The following is a 13326-nucleotide window of genomic DNA, read 5'->3' on the forward strand; positions in this document are numbered from 1 at the left end:
CCGGAATCCCCCGTTCGGGTGACGTCGCCGAACGCCGGTTCAGCGGCGTCGGCGCGCCGCCTCGTACAGCACGATCCCCGCCGCGACACCGGCGTTGAGCGACTCCGCACCGCCCGGCATCGGGATCCGCACCCGGACGTCGCACGTCTCGCCGACCAGCCGGGACAGCCCCTTGCCCTCGCTGCCGACGACGATGACGACCGGACCCCCCAGCGCGTCCAGGTCGCCGACCTCGGCCTCGCCGTCGGCGGCCAGGCCGACGACCGCGATCCCGGCCTTCTTGTACGCCTCCAGCGCGCGCGTCAGATTGGTGGCGCGGGCGACCGGCGTACGGGCGGCCGTACCGGCGGACGTCTTCCAGGCACCGGCGGTCATGCCGGCGGCGCGCCGCTCGGGCACGACGACGCCGTGACCGCCGAAGGCGGAGACGGAACGCACGACCGCGCCGAGGTTGCGCGGGTCGGTCACGCCGTCGAGGGCGACGATCAGCGGGTCCCGGCCCTCGTCGTGGGCGGCCGCGACCAGGTCCTCCGGGTGCGCGTACTCGTACGGCGGGACCTGGAGGACCAGGCCCTGGTGGTTCAGGCCGTTGGTCATGCGGTCGAGTTCGGGGCGGGGGGCCTCCATGAGGTTGATCCCGCCGCGCTCGGCCGCGAGCTGGAGCGCCTCGCGCACCCGCTCGTCGTTGTCGATGAACTGCTGCACGTACAGCGTGGAGGCGGGCACGCCCCCGCGCAGCGCCTCGACGACCGGGTTGCGGCCGACGACGAACTCGGACGCGGAGCGGCCGCCGCCGCGCCGCTGCGGGGCGCGCACCTGGGCGCGCCGCGACTTCGCCTGGGCCGCGCGCTGCTTGACGTGCCCCTTGCGCATCTCGGCGGGCGGCGTCGGACCCTTGCCTTCCAGGCCCCGGCGCCGCTGGCCGCCGCTGCCGACCTGCGCGCCCTTCTTGCCGGACATGCGGCGGTTGTTCGCGGCCATGAGGTATCCGTCTCCGTGAAGTGGTGGGTGGTGCCGGTGTGCGTACGTCTGTGCAGTGTGCCGCCCGGAGGCCCGGACGGCACAGTCGATCTCCGGGCGCCCGGGTGCCGTCGCCCGGGGTACCTCAGCGCGGGCCGAGGCTCCAGCGGGGCCCCTGCGGGCCGTCCTCGACGACCAGGCCGGACTGGCCCAGCCGGTCGCGGATGGCGTCCGCGGTGGCCCAGTCCTTGCGGGCCCGGGCCGCCTCCCGCTGGTCGAGGACGAGGCGTACGAGGCTGTCGACCACGCCGTGCAGGTCCTCGCCGCTCTCGCGCTCGCCGGCCCAGTGCGGGTCCAGCGGGTCGAGGCCGAGCACCCCGAGCATGGCGCGGACCTCGGCGAGCCGGGCCACGGCCGCGTCCTTGTCGTCCGCGGCCAGCGCGCTGTTGCCCTGCCGGACGGTGGTGTGCACGACGGCGAGCGCCTGCGGGACGCCCAGGTCGTCGTCCATCGCCTCGGCGAACGCGGGCGGCACCTCGGCGGACGGCTCGACCGCCCGTCCGGCGAGTTCCGCGGTGCGCTGCACGAAGCCCTCGATGCGCGCGTACGCGGACTCGGCCTCGCGCAGGGCCTCCTCGCTGTACTCGATCATCGAGCGGTAGTGCGGGGTGCCGAGGTAGTAGCGCAGCACGACGGGCCGCCAGCGCCTGACCATCTCGCTGACGAGCACCGAGTTGCCGAGCGACTTCGACATCTTCTCGCCGCTCATGGTGACCCAGGCGTTGTGCACCCAGTAGCGGGCGAACTCGTCGCCGTAGGCCTTGGCCTGGACGATCTCGTTCTCGTGGTGCGGGAAGACCAGGTCGAGGCCGCCGCCGTGGATGTCGAAGGCGCTGCCGAGGTACTTGTGCGCCATCGCCGAGCACTCCAGGTGCCAGCCGGGGCGGCCGCGGCCCCACGGCGTCTCCCAGCTCGGCTCGCCCGGCTTGGCCGCCTTCCACATGGCGAAGTCGCGCGGGTCCCGCTTGCCGGTCTCGCCCGCGCCCGAGGGCTGGAGCAGGTTGTCGAGCTCCTGGTTGGACAGGCTCAGGTACTCCGGGAACGAGGTGACGGCGAAGTAGACGTTGCCGTCGGCCTCGTAGGCGTGCCCGCGCTCGATGAGGCCGCGCATCATCTCGACCATCTCGGTGATGTGGCCGGTGGCGCGTGGCTCGTAGGTGGGCGGCAGGCAGCCGAGGGCCCGGTAGCCGTCGTCGAAGGCGCGCTCGTTGTCGTAGCCGATGGACCACCAGGGGCGGTCCTGTTCGGCGGACTTGGCGATGATCTTGTCGTCGATGTCGGTGACGTTGCGGATGAACGTCACCTCCAGGCCGCGGTACTCGAACCAGCGGCGCATGATGTCGAAGTTCAGTCCCGAGCGGATGTGCCCGATGTGGGGCGCCGCCTGCACGGTGGCACCGCACAGGTAGATCGAGACACAACCCGGCTCAAGCGGGGTGAAGTCACGGATCTGCCGGGCGCTGGTGTCGTACAGGCGAATGGTCACGGGTCCAGGGTAGTAGGCGCGGAGGCGTGCGCGGTGCGTCCGGCGGTTTCGACGACGTATGTCACGCCGGCCCGGCGGGGGCCGGTCGCGCCCGCGCGGCGGGCCCGGCACGCGGCGGGGCCGCGCGGCCGGGCCGGCACGGTCCCGCGCCGTCACGGGGCCGGACCGCTCACCCCTCCCGTACGACCAGCGCCGTCGCCACCGCCATGAGGCCCTCGTCCCTGCCGGGGAAGCCCAGGCCGTCGGTGGTGGCGCCGGAGACCGAGACGGGGGCGCCCGCCGCCTCCGAGAGCAGCTTCTGCGCCTCGTCCCTGCGCCTGCCGATCTTCGGACGGGGTCCGACCACCTGGACCGCGACGTTGCCGATCCGGAAGCCCGCCTCCCGCACGATCCGCGCCGCCTCCGTCAGGAGGGTCACGCCGGACGCGCCGGACCACTCGGGCCGCCCGGTGCCGAAGTGCTGCCCCAGGTCGCCGAGGCCGGCGGCGGAGAACAGGGCGTTGCAGGCGGCGTGGGCGACGACGTCCGCGTCGGAGTGCCCGGCGAGACCGGGTCCCTCGCCCTCCCACTTCAGGCCGGCGCACCACAGCTCCCGGCCGTCCTCGAAGGCGTGGATGTCGGTGCCGATGCCGACCCGGGGCAGGGGGTACGCCTCAGAAGCCATCGTTCAGCCTCCTGCGGGCCAGTACCGCCTCGGCGAGGACCAGGTCGAGGGGGCGGGTGACCTTGAAGGCCTCCTCGTGCCCGGGGACGGTGACGACGGTCCCGCCGAGCTGTTCGACCATGCTCGCGTCGTCGGTGACGTCGTCCGTCACGGCCGCGTGGGCGCGCTCCAGCGTGGCCCGGTCGAAGCCCTGCGGGGTCTGCACCGCCCGCAGCCGCGACCGGTCGGGCGTGGCGACCACGGGTTCCGGGCCGCCCGGCGCCGCGGCGGGCTCGACCTGCTTGACGGTGTCGGCGAGCGGCAGCGCGGGCACCACGGCGGGCGCGCCGTCGCGGACGGCCTCGATGACGGCGTCGACGGTGTCCACCGGGACGAGCGGGCGGGCCGCGTCGTGCACCAGGACGATGTCGTAGCCGGGCGGCAGCGCGTCCAGGCCGTGTTTCACGGATTCCTGGCGGGTCCCGCCGCCGGGGACGACGAGGAAGTCGGTGCGCTCGGGCAGGGCGTGCGCGTCGAGCAGGTTCCTGACCTCGGCGGCGCCGTCGGGCGGGGCCACGACCACGACCAGGGAGACGGCGCGGGAGTCGGCCATCGCGCGGACCGCGTGGACGAGCATGGGGGTGCCGCCCAGGGTGCGCAGGGCCTTGGGGGCGCCCGGCCCGAGGCGCACGCCCCGGCCGGCGGCCGGGATCACGGCCGCCGTGCGAGCGGCCGTACGGCCGGACGCGGGGGCCTGCGACGGCGGGGGAAGCGGATCGTCAGACATCGGTTCCTGTCAGGTTTGTGTGCTCGGCCTACGTGGGTATGGCCTGGGCGTGCCCCCGGCTCCCGGAGCGGGGGAGTGCCGGGCGTGACGCCTTGACCAGCCCTTTCCGTGACTCTGGTCGACGCCGGCCGCCCGGCCCCGGCACACCGGGGTGGGGACGTGAGTGATGACACATGCCCGGCACGGCGCAAGGAGCAGCGTACGGCCGGTGTCCGGTCGCGGACATGCCGCAGCGCCCGGCGACGTCCATGACGTCATCGGGCACCGCGGCATTTCGATGTGCAGCTCGGTGGACTGAGTGCGAGGTACTGAGTACGGGACGAACGGCGTTCGGCCCAGGGGCACCCAGAAGCGCTCTCAGGAGGCGAGGACCTCGTCGAGCAGGGCCTCGGCCTTGTCCTCGTTGGTGTTCTCCGCGAGGGCGAGCTCGCTGACCAGGATCTGACGCGCCTTGGCGAGCATCCGCTTCTCACCGGCGGAGAGTCCGCGCTCACGCTCACGGCGCCACAGGTCACGCACGACTTCCGCGACCTTGATGACATCGCCCGAGGCGAGCTTCTCCAGGTTTGCCTTGTATCGACGGGACCAGTTCGTGGGCTCCTCGGCGTACGGCGCGCGCAGTACCTCGAAGACCCGGTCCAGCCCGTCCTGACCGACCACATCACGCACGCCGACGAACTCCGCATTGTCCGCTGGCACACGTACCGTCAGGTCACCCTGGGCGACCTTCAGCACCAAGTAGGTCTTGTCCACGCCTTTGATCTGGCGAGTTTCGATAGCCTCGATCAGCGCGGCCCCGTGATGGGGATAGACCACGGTGTCGCCAACCTTGAACGTCATGTGACAGGTACCCCTTCCGTGGCTATCCAGAGTAACACGGATACGGCGTCTTCTGAATGGCGTTTTCGCAGGTCAGGGCCATTCTCAGGGCTTGACAACAGCGACACGGACGTGCTTCGGACGCCTGGCGGAAGCAGGTATTCGCAGGTCGGAGCGGCTCTCCGGGGCGAGGGAAACGCGCACGTCACACGCATCCGACGTCTCGCCCGAGTGGCCGAACATCCCCATATGTCCGGTTCCGCATGTTCGAGTTCCGCTACTCCGTTCGATGCACGGAGCCGGGTTCCGGCCGAATCCCGAATTGATCACACGATGTGAGGATGAGCAGTCGGTGATCAATTCCGAAGCCTCCCGCTCATTCCTTCACCGTAAATGCGCGCTCACATCAATGACGCGGAAGTGCGGGGCGCGAGCGACGAAGGTTTACCAACGAGTCACTTGTGACTCGGGAGGCCGAGGCGGCCGTGAGACCCCGGCACGGGTCACCGGTGATCGAGTGCGTCCGGAGGCCGCGGGCGCCTTCCCGGGCTAATGCCGGAGCTCCGGGGAGGGTCGGGTGCCGACGCGCGGGGACGGCTCGGTAACCTGAACCCGCTGACACACCCAAGGCGGCTGCCCGGTCGCCCAACGCTCGAGTCAAGGAGTTGCCGCCGCCGTGAGCAGCAGCCTTCGACGCGGCGCCCTCGCCGCCGCCGCCATCGCGTTCTCGATCGCCTCGCTCTCCGCGTGCGCGGCCGGCAACAACGCCCAGAGCCTGCAGATCCAGCCCGACAACGCCTCGGCGGCCGTCGGCCAGATCAAGGTCCAGAACGCCATGGTCATCACCCAGCCCGACCTGGAGTCCACGGGTCCGGCCGTGATCGCCGCCACGCTGTTCAACGAGGGCCGCACCGACCAGACGCTGGAGTCGGTCACCGTGCCCGGCGCCGGCGAGACCGTCGAGCTGACCCCCGCCGAGGGCGGCAGCCTGACCGTCCCGGCCGGCGGTTCGCTGATCCTCGGCGGCGAGGGCAACGCCTCCGCCGTCCTGTCCGGCAGCCGTGAGGCCGTCCGGGACGGCAACGCGCAGAAGATCACCTTCACCTTCAGCGAGACCGGTGACGTGAGCCTGCGCGCGCTGGTCTACCCGGCGGAGCACCACTTCACCAGCTGGGGTCCGACCGAGGCCCCGGCCGCGCCGGGCTCCTCGGACGGGTCCTCCGAGGAACCGGCCGACGAGAACACGGGCGAGGCGCCGGACGAGGGCACGGGCCACGCGGACGGCACCGGGTCCGCCGAAACCGGTGAGCCGGCGGAGTCCGGCGCCCCGGCCGACGACACGGCGGGCGGCACCGCGGACGCCCCGGCGGACACCCCGACCGACGCGGCCTCCGCGAGCCAGCCGGCCGGCCACTGAGCGCCGCGGGGCACACGCGGTGAAGGGCGGGACCCCGCGCAGGGGTCCCGCCCTTCACCGTCCTCTTGGCCTGCCGTTCACGGCCTGCGGCGCACGGTCCGCCGCGCACGGCCTGCGGTTTACGGCTCGAACTTGTAGCCGAGCCCCCGCACGGTCACCAGGTAGCGCGGCGCGCCCGGGTCCGGCTCGATCTTGGCGCGCAGCCGCTTGACGTGGACGTCGAGCGTCTTGGTGTCGCCCACGTAGTCGGCGCCCCACACCCGGTCGATGAGCTGCATCCGGGTGAGCACCCGCCCGGCGTTGCGCAGCAGCATCTCCAGCAGGTCGAACTCCTTCAGCGGCAGGTCGACCTTGGTGCCGCCCACGGTGACCACGTGCCGGTCGACGTCCATCCGGACCGGACCGGCCTCCAGGGCCGCGGGGGCCACCTCCTCCGGCTCGCCGCGCCGGCGCAGCACCGCGCGGATACGGGCGACCAGCTCGCGGGAGGAGAACGGCTTGGTGACGTAGTCGTCGGCCCCTATCTCCAGGCCGACGACCTTGTCGATCTCGCTGTCCTTGGCGGTCACCATGATGACGGGGACGTTGGAGCGGCTCCGCAGCTGACGGCACACCTCGGTGCCCGGCAGCCCGGGCAGCATCAGGTCGAGGAGGACGAGGTCGGCGCCGTTGCGCTCGAACTCGTCGAGTCCGTCGGGCCCGGTGGTCGCGACCGCGACCTCGAAGCCCTCTTTGCGGAGCATGTACGACAGGGCGTCGGAGAAGGACTCCTCGTCCTCGACGACGAGCACACGGGTCACGGAAGGACCTCCGGGGAGGAAAGCGTTTCGTACGCGGATGGATCGGAAGAGTGGGGGGATGGCCGGTCCGGCCACCGGGCCTCGCCGTCGAGGTCCGCGGTGTCGTCCCGGTGGGACATCTGGTGGGCACGCCGGCGGGCCGCTCCGGCCTCCGGCAGCCGCAGGGTGAAAGTGGAACCCTGGCCCTCCGCGCTCCACACCGTGACCTCCCCGCCGTGCGAGGCGGCCACGTGCTTCACGATCGCGAGGCCCAGTCCCGTACCGCCGGTGGCGCGGGAACGGGCCGGGTCGACCCGGTAGAAGCGCTCGAAGATGCGCTCCTTGTCCTTGTCGGAGATGCCGATGCCCTGGTCGGTCACCGCTATCTCGATCAGGTCCCCGCCGGGCTGGGCGACCGTGCGGGCCGCGATGCCGACGCGGGTACGGGCGGGCGAGTAGTTGACGGCGTTCTCGACGAGATTGCCGAGCGCGGCGGCGAGCTGACCGCGGTTCCCCCATACGGCCAGGTCGGCGGTGCCTCCCGCGGCCATGGTGATCTCCTTGGTGCCCGCCGCGTGCCGGCAGCGGTCGATGGCCTCGGCGACCAGTTCGTCGACGCGGATGGGTTCGGCGTCCTCCAGCGGGTCGTCGTTCTGGACCCTGGAGAGGTCGATGAGCTCCTGCACCAGGTTGGTGAGCCGGGTCGCCTCGATCTGCATCCGCCCGGCGAAACGCTCCACGGCCTCGGGATCGTCGGCGGCGTCCATCACGGCCTCGGAGAGCAGCGAGAGCGCGCCCACGGGGGTCTTGAGCTCGTGACTGACGTTGGCGACGAAGTCGCGTCGTACCGCCTCTATGCGGCGGGCCTCGGTGAGGTCCTCCACCAGCAGCAGGACGAGCCGGGAGCCGAGCGGCGCCACCCGCGCGGAGACCGCGAGGGCCTCGCCGCGTCCGGTGCCCCGGCGGGGCAGGTCGAGTTCGACCTGGCGTATCTCACCGTCGCGCCGGGTGTCGCGGGCCATCTGCAGCATGGGTTCCACGGCGAGCTTGCCGCCGCGGACCAGTCCGAGGGCGTACGCGGCGGAGCTGGCCTTGACCACCCCGTCGGCCTCGTCGAGGACGACGGCGGACGAGCGCAGCACGGACAGGACGGTGTCCACACCCGGCGGTAGCACCGGGTCCGTGTGCAGGGAGGTGCGGGTGGGGCGCCTCTGTTCGCGCTCGCTGAAGCGGAACGCCAGCACGGCGATGACGCCGGTGAGCACTCCGGCGATCGCTGCTGCTGCGGCGACTGCCGCGTTCACGTCCATGCGTCCAGGTTAGGCATGCCCCGGCCGATGCCCACAGCCGTCGGTGGCCCGGCTCGAACACTCGTCGCCCAGAGTTCACCTTGGAGCCAGGGATGATTCATTTGTGGTGATGGAATCGGTCGCGTACGGAACGGAACGTGGGAGCGTGGGTAGGAGCCCAGGCCCCTGAGCCCCGAAGAATCGCACGAGAGGACCACCCTGATGCGGGACGCGTACCACGAGGAACTTGATTCGATCGGCGACGGTCTGGTGGAGATGACCCGGCTGGTCGGGTCGGCCATCGGGCGCGCCACGACCGCCATCCTCGACGCCGATCTGAAGCTGGCGGAGAGCGTGATCGAGGCCGACCAGAAGGTCGACGAGCTCCAGCACGACCTGGAGGCCCGGGCCATCGCCCTGCTGGCGCGCCAGCAGCCGGTGGCGACCGACCTGCGCATAGTCGTCACCTCCCTGCGCATGTCGGCGGACCTGGAGCGCTCCGGCGACCTCGCCCAGCACGTGGCGAAGCTCGCCCGGCTGCGTTACCCGTCGCGGGCGGTCCCGCAGGACCTGCACGCGACCATCCTGGAGATGGGCCAGCTCGCCCAGCGCCTGATGGCGAAGGCGGCCGAGGTGATCATCACCAAGGACGTCGACCTCGCGCTCCAGCTGGAGCAGGACGACGACGCGATGGACCTGCTGCACCGCACCCTCTTCCAGCACCTGATCGACGAGCGCTGGAAGCACGGCATCGAGACGGCCGTCGACGTCACGCTGCTGGGCCGCTACTACGAGCGCTTCGCCGACCACGCGGTCTCGGTCGCCAAGCGGGTGGTGTACCTGGTCACGGGCGAGCACGCGGACGAACTCCAGGCGGACCTCCAGCCGGAGATCCAGCCGGTGCCGGGGGCAGAGGGCGCCTGAGCGCGGGCCCGCACCCGCGCGCGAGGCCCGGTTCGGGCGCGTACGAGCTTCAATGCGCCGTTGCCGCGCCCGGCGGGGCAGGCATCCAATGGCCACAGGCACCAGCCTCGAGGAGGGTCCCATGGCCGAACCGTCCCGCACGACGCCCGACCCCGCGCAGGAGCGCGGGACCGAGCAGCCCGCCCCGATCCGCGAGCTCACCCTGATCGCCGCCTGCGGCTGCGGCTCGGGCTGCGGCTGCGGCTGCCAGTCGGGCAACCCCTGCCAGTGCGGCTGACAGCCGCACGCGGCGGCACGTCCCGCACGAAAGCCCCGGCGCCGTATGGACGGCGCCGGGGCTTCGGCATGCCGGTGGGTACGCGCGGGCGCAGCATGGGAGGTGGATGGAGGGTACGCGACTCGTCGTGTGAGGAGGTGCGGGCCATGGCTCGGTTCATGGACGTCCACCACGGCATGCGGGGCATCACGGAGGACCAGCTGCGGCAGGCCCACGAGGCCGACCTCGCGATACAGCAGGAGGAGGGTGTCCACTTCCGGCAGGCGTGGGCGGACCCGGAGTCCGGCACGGTCTACTGCCTCTCGGAGGCGCCGTCCGCCGAAGCGGTCCAGCGCATCCACGAACGCACCGGCCACAAGGCCGACGAGATCCACGCGGTGCCGCTGACGGTGTGAGGGCCGGGAGCGGGTCTCCGGGACCGGCGCTTCTCAGGAGGCGCCGACCGCCGGTGTGCCCGGTGTGCCCCGGACCGCTTCGAGCCGGCCCACGACCGTCTCCTCCCCCGGACCGCCGTTCCCCCGCCCGCCCTTCTCCCCCTCGTCCTTCCTCTCCTCGTCCTTCCTCTCCCCGTCCTTGCCCTCCCCGTCCTTTCCCTCCCCGTCCTTGCCCTCCTCCGGCAGGCGCCGCATCAGCAGCCCGTACCCGAGGCCGGCGATCGTGCCGAGGGCGGCGCACGTCCCCCACAGCCACTCGGCGCCGAACCGGTCGATGACGAACCCCGCCATCAGCGGCGCGACCAGCGCGGCCACGGCCCAGGACATCGTGTACATGCCCTGGTAGCGCCCGCGCCCGTGCACCGGGGAGAGCCGTACGACGAGACCGGTCTGGGTCGGGGCGTTGACGATCTCGGCGAGCGTCCACACGCAGACGGTGAGGGCGAAGGCGCCGACCGATCCGGCGAAGGCGGTGAGGCCGAGGCCGTACCCGGCGAGCAGCGAGGAGATCACCAGCAGCCGCCGCGGGTCCCGGTGCTCGATGAACCGGGTGACCGGGATCTGCAGCACGACGATGAGGAAGCCGTTGACGGCGATGGCCAGCCCGTAGTCGGCCGGGGTGAACCCGGCCGCGCCCATCGCGATGGGCAGGCCGACGAACGCCTGCTGGAAGATCAGCGCGATGAGGAAGGACAACGTGACGACGCCCATGAACCGCCCGTCGCGCAGCACCGTCCCCAGCCCCACGGACTCCTCACGCGCCGCCGCCTCGGCGCTGCGCACGGGCTTCGACTCGGGCAGCTTCACGAAGACGACGACCGCGCACACCATGGTCATCAGGGCCTCGATGAGGAACCCGGCGAGGTAGCTGTACTCGGCGATGAACCCGGCGGCCATGGAGGAGACGGCGAAACCGAGGTTGACGGCCCAGTAGTTGAGGGAGAAGGCGCGGATACGGTCCTCGGGACGCACGATGTCGGCCATCATCGCCTGCACGGCCGGCCGGGAGGCGTTGGAGGCCATGCCGACCAGGAAGGCGACGGCGGCGATCGCCGCCGGGTCGCGCACGAAACCGAGCGCCGCCACGGACACGGCCGTGGCCACCTGCGCGACGAGCAGCGTGGGCCGCCGCCCCAGCCGGTCGGTCATCACCCCGGCGACCAGGGACGAGATCACCCCGCCGAAGCCGTGCAGGGCGGCGACGAGACCGGCGTAGGTGGCCGAGTAACCGCGGTCGAGGGTCAGGTAGAGCGCCATGAAGGTGGCGACGAAGGCACCGAGCCGGTTGACCAGGGTGCTGGTCCACAGCCACCAGAACGCCGGGGGAAGACCGGAGACGCTCTCCCGGACGGCCCGTCTCGCGCGGACGACGGACGGCATGGCGAGACCCCCAGGTGTAAGCGGCGGAGACAGCAGGCACAACTTACAGACGGGCGCCTCCGAGAAGCCACTCGATTAACAGATCGCGTCAACCGTCCGTCCCCCGGGCGGGCGCGCGACGCCCGGGCCCCTTCGATTACGCTCGGGCACATGGCCGACGCACCGTACAAGCTGATCCTCCTCCGCCACGGCGAGAGCGAGTGGAACGAGAAGAACCTGTTCACCGGCTGGGTGGACGTCAACCTCACCCCGAAGGGCGAGAAGGAGGCGACGCGCGGCGGCGAGCTGCTCAAGGACGCCGGCCTGCTGCCCGACGTGCTCCACACCTCCCTCCAGAAGCGCGCGATCCGCACCGCGCAGCTCGCGCTGGAGGCCGCCGACCGCCTGTGGATCCCGGTGAACCGCAGCTGGCGCCTGAACGAGCGTCACTACGGCGCCCTGCAGGGCAAGGACAAGGCGCAGACCCTCGCGGAGTTCGGCGAGGAGCAGTTCATGCTGTGGCGCCGCTCCTACGACACCCCGCCGCCCCCGCTCGACAACGACGCCGAGTACTCCCAGTTCTCCGACCCGCGCTACGCGACCCTCCCGCCGGAGGTGCGCCCGCAGACGGAGTGCCTGAAGGACGTCGTCGTCCGCATGCTGCCGTACTGGTTCGACTCGATCGTCCCCGACCTGCTGACCGGCCGCACGGTCCTGATCGCCGCCCACGGCAACAGCCTGCGCGCCCTGGTCAAGCACCTCGACGGCGTCTCGGACGCCGACATCGCGGGCCTGAACATCCCGACGGGCATCCCCCTGTACTACGAGCTCGACGCCGACTTCAAGCCGGTCACCCCCGGCGGCAAGTACCTCGACCCGGAGGCGGCGGCAGCCGCGATCGAGGCGGTCAAGAACCAGGGCAAGAAGAAGTAAGCCGCCCCTCTCTAAGCCCCCGGCCTGCGGTTTCCTCGCGGGGCGGGGGCTTTTTGGCGAGGCTGGGCCGTCTGCGGGCCGTCAGGTGCAGCGAGGCCAACGGCGGATGCGGATGTCGAGGACGATCAGCAGCGCCACGGGGACGGCGATCCCGGCTCTCGACCGGCGGGAACCGCTTCACGAGCTTGGCCGGTCGATCGAGGCATGCGTGACGCCGGCAGCGTGGCGACCACGGCCCTGGCGGCAGCTCAGGCCCGGCACACCGCGCTGCCGGGCGAGGGCGTTGCCGTACAGATCGCCGCCGACCCGGCTACTCGGATCCTGGCCCTGGACGACCGGCTCAAGCGCATCGACCGGCAGATCCGTGACACCTTCCGCACCCATCCCACCTACGAGGACGGGCTGACCCGACTCGACGTCGCAGGGTCGGCAACATGGTCCGGGCCGGTGGGGTGCAGCGAGGCACACGCGCCTGATCGGTCGGCGCGCCCGCCATCGCGGCCGGCATTTCGTCGGCCGAGGCACAGACGTTCTCCGACGAAATGCCGACCGCACTGGCAGAGGGCGCCCCGTGGCCTTGACCCGGTCATTGAAACTCCAGCCCAAAGCCGATCCGCAGGCCTCCGTTGCATCCGGCAGATCACTACTTGGAAGGGTCGGACCTACGCCGCCTTCCGCCCCGGTTTCTCGTACTACTTCTCCTGAGCCTTCGCCGACTGCGCGCGACGGAATCGGTGGCGATCCGCCGCGCGCCTTTTTCTCTCCCGACCCTTCCGGGCGACAGCCCGGAAGAGTCGGCCTCGGGAGAGACACCACACTGCTCAGCTAAGACATTTCGACTGTGACCTCAGTGCCAATCGGTCCACTTGTCCACGTCATGGTGGCCGTGCTTGTGGTGGCCGTGCTCACCGGGCTTCTTGCCGTGGTCGTGGCCGTGCTCACCGGGCTTCTTGCCGTGGCCGTGGCCGTGCTCACCGGGCTTCTTGCCGTGGTCATGGCCGTCGTCTGTGGGAGTGGCCGTGGCGGTCGGAGTGGCCGTGGCGGTCGGAGTCGCCGTACCCGTCGGAGTCGCCGTACCCGTCGGAGTCGCCGTACCCGTCGGAGTCGCCGTACCCGTCGGAGTCGCCGTACCCGTCGGAGTCGCCGTACCCGTCGGAGT

At 71.6% G+C, this 13326-nt stretch carries 13 protein-coding genes; 5 read left to right on the plus strand and 8 right to left on the minus strand.

The annotated features are described in order from the left end of the window. Positions 1-39: 39 nt before the first annotated feature. The 5 genes from rlmB to ACF07S_RS08790 form a co-directional block, all read right to left on the minus strand. On the minus strand, positions 40-981 hold the full coding sequence (rlmB, locus tag ACF07S_RS08770; RefSeq protein WP_391973765.1) for a 23S rRNA (guanosine(2251)-2'-O)-methyltransferase RlmB: 942 nt from the start codon (positions 979-981) through the stop codon (positions 40-42). Between the two features lie 124 nt (positions 982-1105). Continuing rightward, positions 1106-2506 (minus strand): cysteine--tRNA ligase, encoded by a 1401-nt coding sequence (gene cysS / locus ACF07S_RS08775; protein WP_391963831.1) that lies wholly within the window; start codon positions 2504-2506, stop codon positions 1106-1108. A 169-nt stretch (positions 2507-2675) separates the two neighbouring features. Beyond that, complete coding sequence (gene ispF / locus ACF07S_RS08780; protein ID WP_391963832.1) at positions 2676-3170, minus strand: 2-C-methyl-D-erythritol 2,4-cyclodiphosphate synthase; 495 nt, start codon at positions 3168-3170, stop codon at positions 2676-2678. Next, positions 3160-3936, minus strand: coding sequence for a 2-C-methyl-D-erythritol 4-phosphate cytidylyltransferase (ispD, locus tag ACF07S_RS08785; RefSeq protein ID WP_391963833.1), 777 nt, complete (start codon positions 3934-3936; stop codon positions 3160-3162). The genes ispF and ispD overlap by 11 nt, the downstream gene beginning before the upstream one ends. Positions 3937-4293: 357 nt before the next feature. Then, positions 4294-4776, minus strand: a complete 483-nt coding sequence (locus tag ACF07S_RS08790; protein ID WP_003953493.1) for a CarD family transcriptional regulator — start codon at positions 4774-4776, stop codon at positions 4294-4296. Positions 4777-5431: 655 nt separating this feature from the next. Between ACF07S_RS08790 and ACF07S_RS08795 the strand changes: the two genes are divergently transcribed. Next, positions 5432-6172 carry a DUF461 domain-containing protein gene (locus tag ACF07S_RS08795; protein WP_391963834.1) on the plus strand — a complete coding sequence of 247 codons (741 nt, stop codon included), beginning with the start codon at positions 5432-5434 and terminating at the stop codon, positions 6170-6172. Between the two features lie 119 nt (positions 6173-6291). On the opposite strand, the gene ACF07S_RS08800 is transcribed toward ACF07S_RS08795, so the two are convergent. After that, positions 6292-6972: a response regulator transcription factor gene (locus tag ACF07S_RS08800; RefSeq protein WP_344601613.1), complete on the minus strand. Its 681-nt coding sequence runs from the start codon at positions 6970-6972 to the stop codon at positions 6292-6294. Continuing rightward, the gene (locus ACF07S_RS08805) at positions 6969-8261 is read right to left on the minus strand and encodes a sensor histidine kinase (protein ID WP_391963835.1); all 1293 of its coding nucleotides are present in this window, start codon (positions 8259-8261) and stop codon (positions 6969-6971) included. The genes ACF07S_RS08800 and ACF07S_RS08805 overlap by 4 nt, the downstream gene beginning before the upstream one ends. Positions 8262-8462: 201 nt before the next feature. Between ACF07S_RS08805 and phoU the strand changes: the two genes are divergently transcribed. From phoU to ACF07S_RS08820, 3 genes are all read left to right on the plus strand, one after another. Next, a complete protein-coding gene (gene phoU, locus ACF07S_RS08810; RefSeq protein ID WP_391963836.1) occupies positions 8463-9164 on the plus strand; it encodes a phosphate signaling complex protein PhoU in 702 nt (233 codons plus the stop codon). 121 nt (positions 9165-9285) lie between these two features. Next, on the plus strand, positions 9286-9441 hold the full coding sequence (locus tag ACF07S_RS08815; RefSeq protein ID WP_391963837.1) for a hypothetical protein: 156 nt from the start codon (positions 9286-9288) through the stop codon (positions 9439-9441). A gap of 146 nt (positions 9442-9587) precedes the next feature. Then, entirely contained in the window at positions 9588-9836 is a 249-nt protein-coding gene (locus ACF07S_RS08820; protein ID WP_391963838.1) for an SCO4226 family nickel-binding protein, read from the plus strand. Positions 9837-9869: 33 nt separating this feature from the next. Here the strand turns inward: ACF07S_RS08820 and ACF07S_RS08825 are convergent, their stop codons facing one another. Beyond that, a complete protein-coding gene (locus ACF07S_RS08825; RefSeq protein ID WP_391973766.1) occupies positions 9870-11255 on the minus strand; it encodes an MDR family MFS transporter in 1386 nt (461 codons plus the stop codon). A 150-nt stretch (positions 11256-11405) separates the two neighbouring features. Here ACF07S_RS08825 and ACF07S_RS08830 point away from each other — a divergent pair, with 150 nt between their 5' ends. Beyond that, on the plus strand, positions 11406-12167 hold the full coding sequence (locus tag ACF07S_RS08830; RefSeq protein ID WP_391973767.1) for a phosphoglyceromutase: 762 nt from the start codon (positions 11406-11408) through the stop codon (positions 12165-12167). The last annotated feature ends 1159 nt before the right edge of the window (positions 12168-13326 follow it).

This window comes from Streptomyces sp. NPDC016640 (genome assembly GCF_043076215.1).
GTDB lineage: Bacteria > Actinomycetota > Actinomycetes > Streptomycetales > Streptomycetaceae > Streptomyces.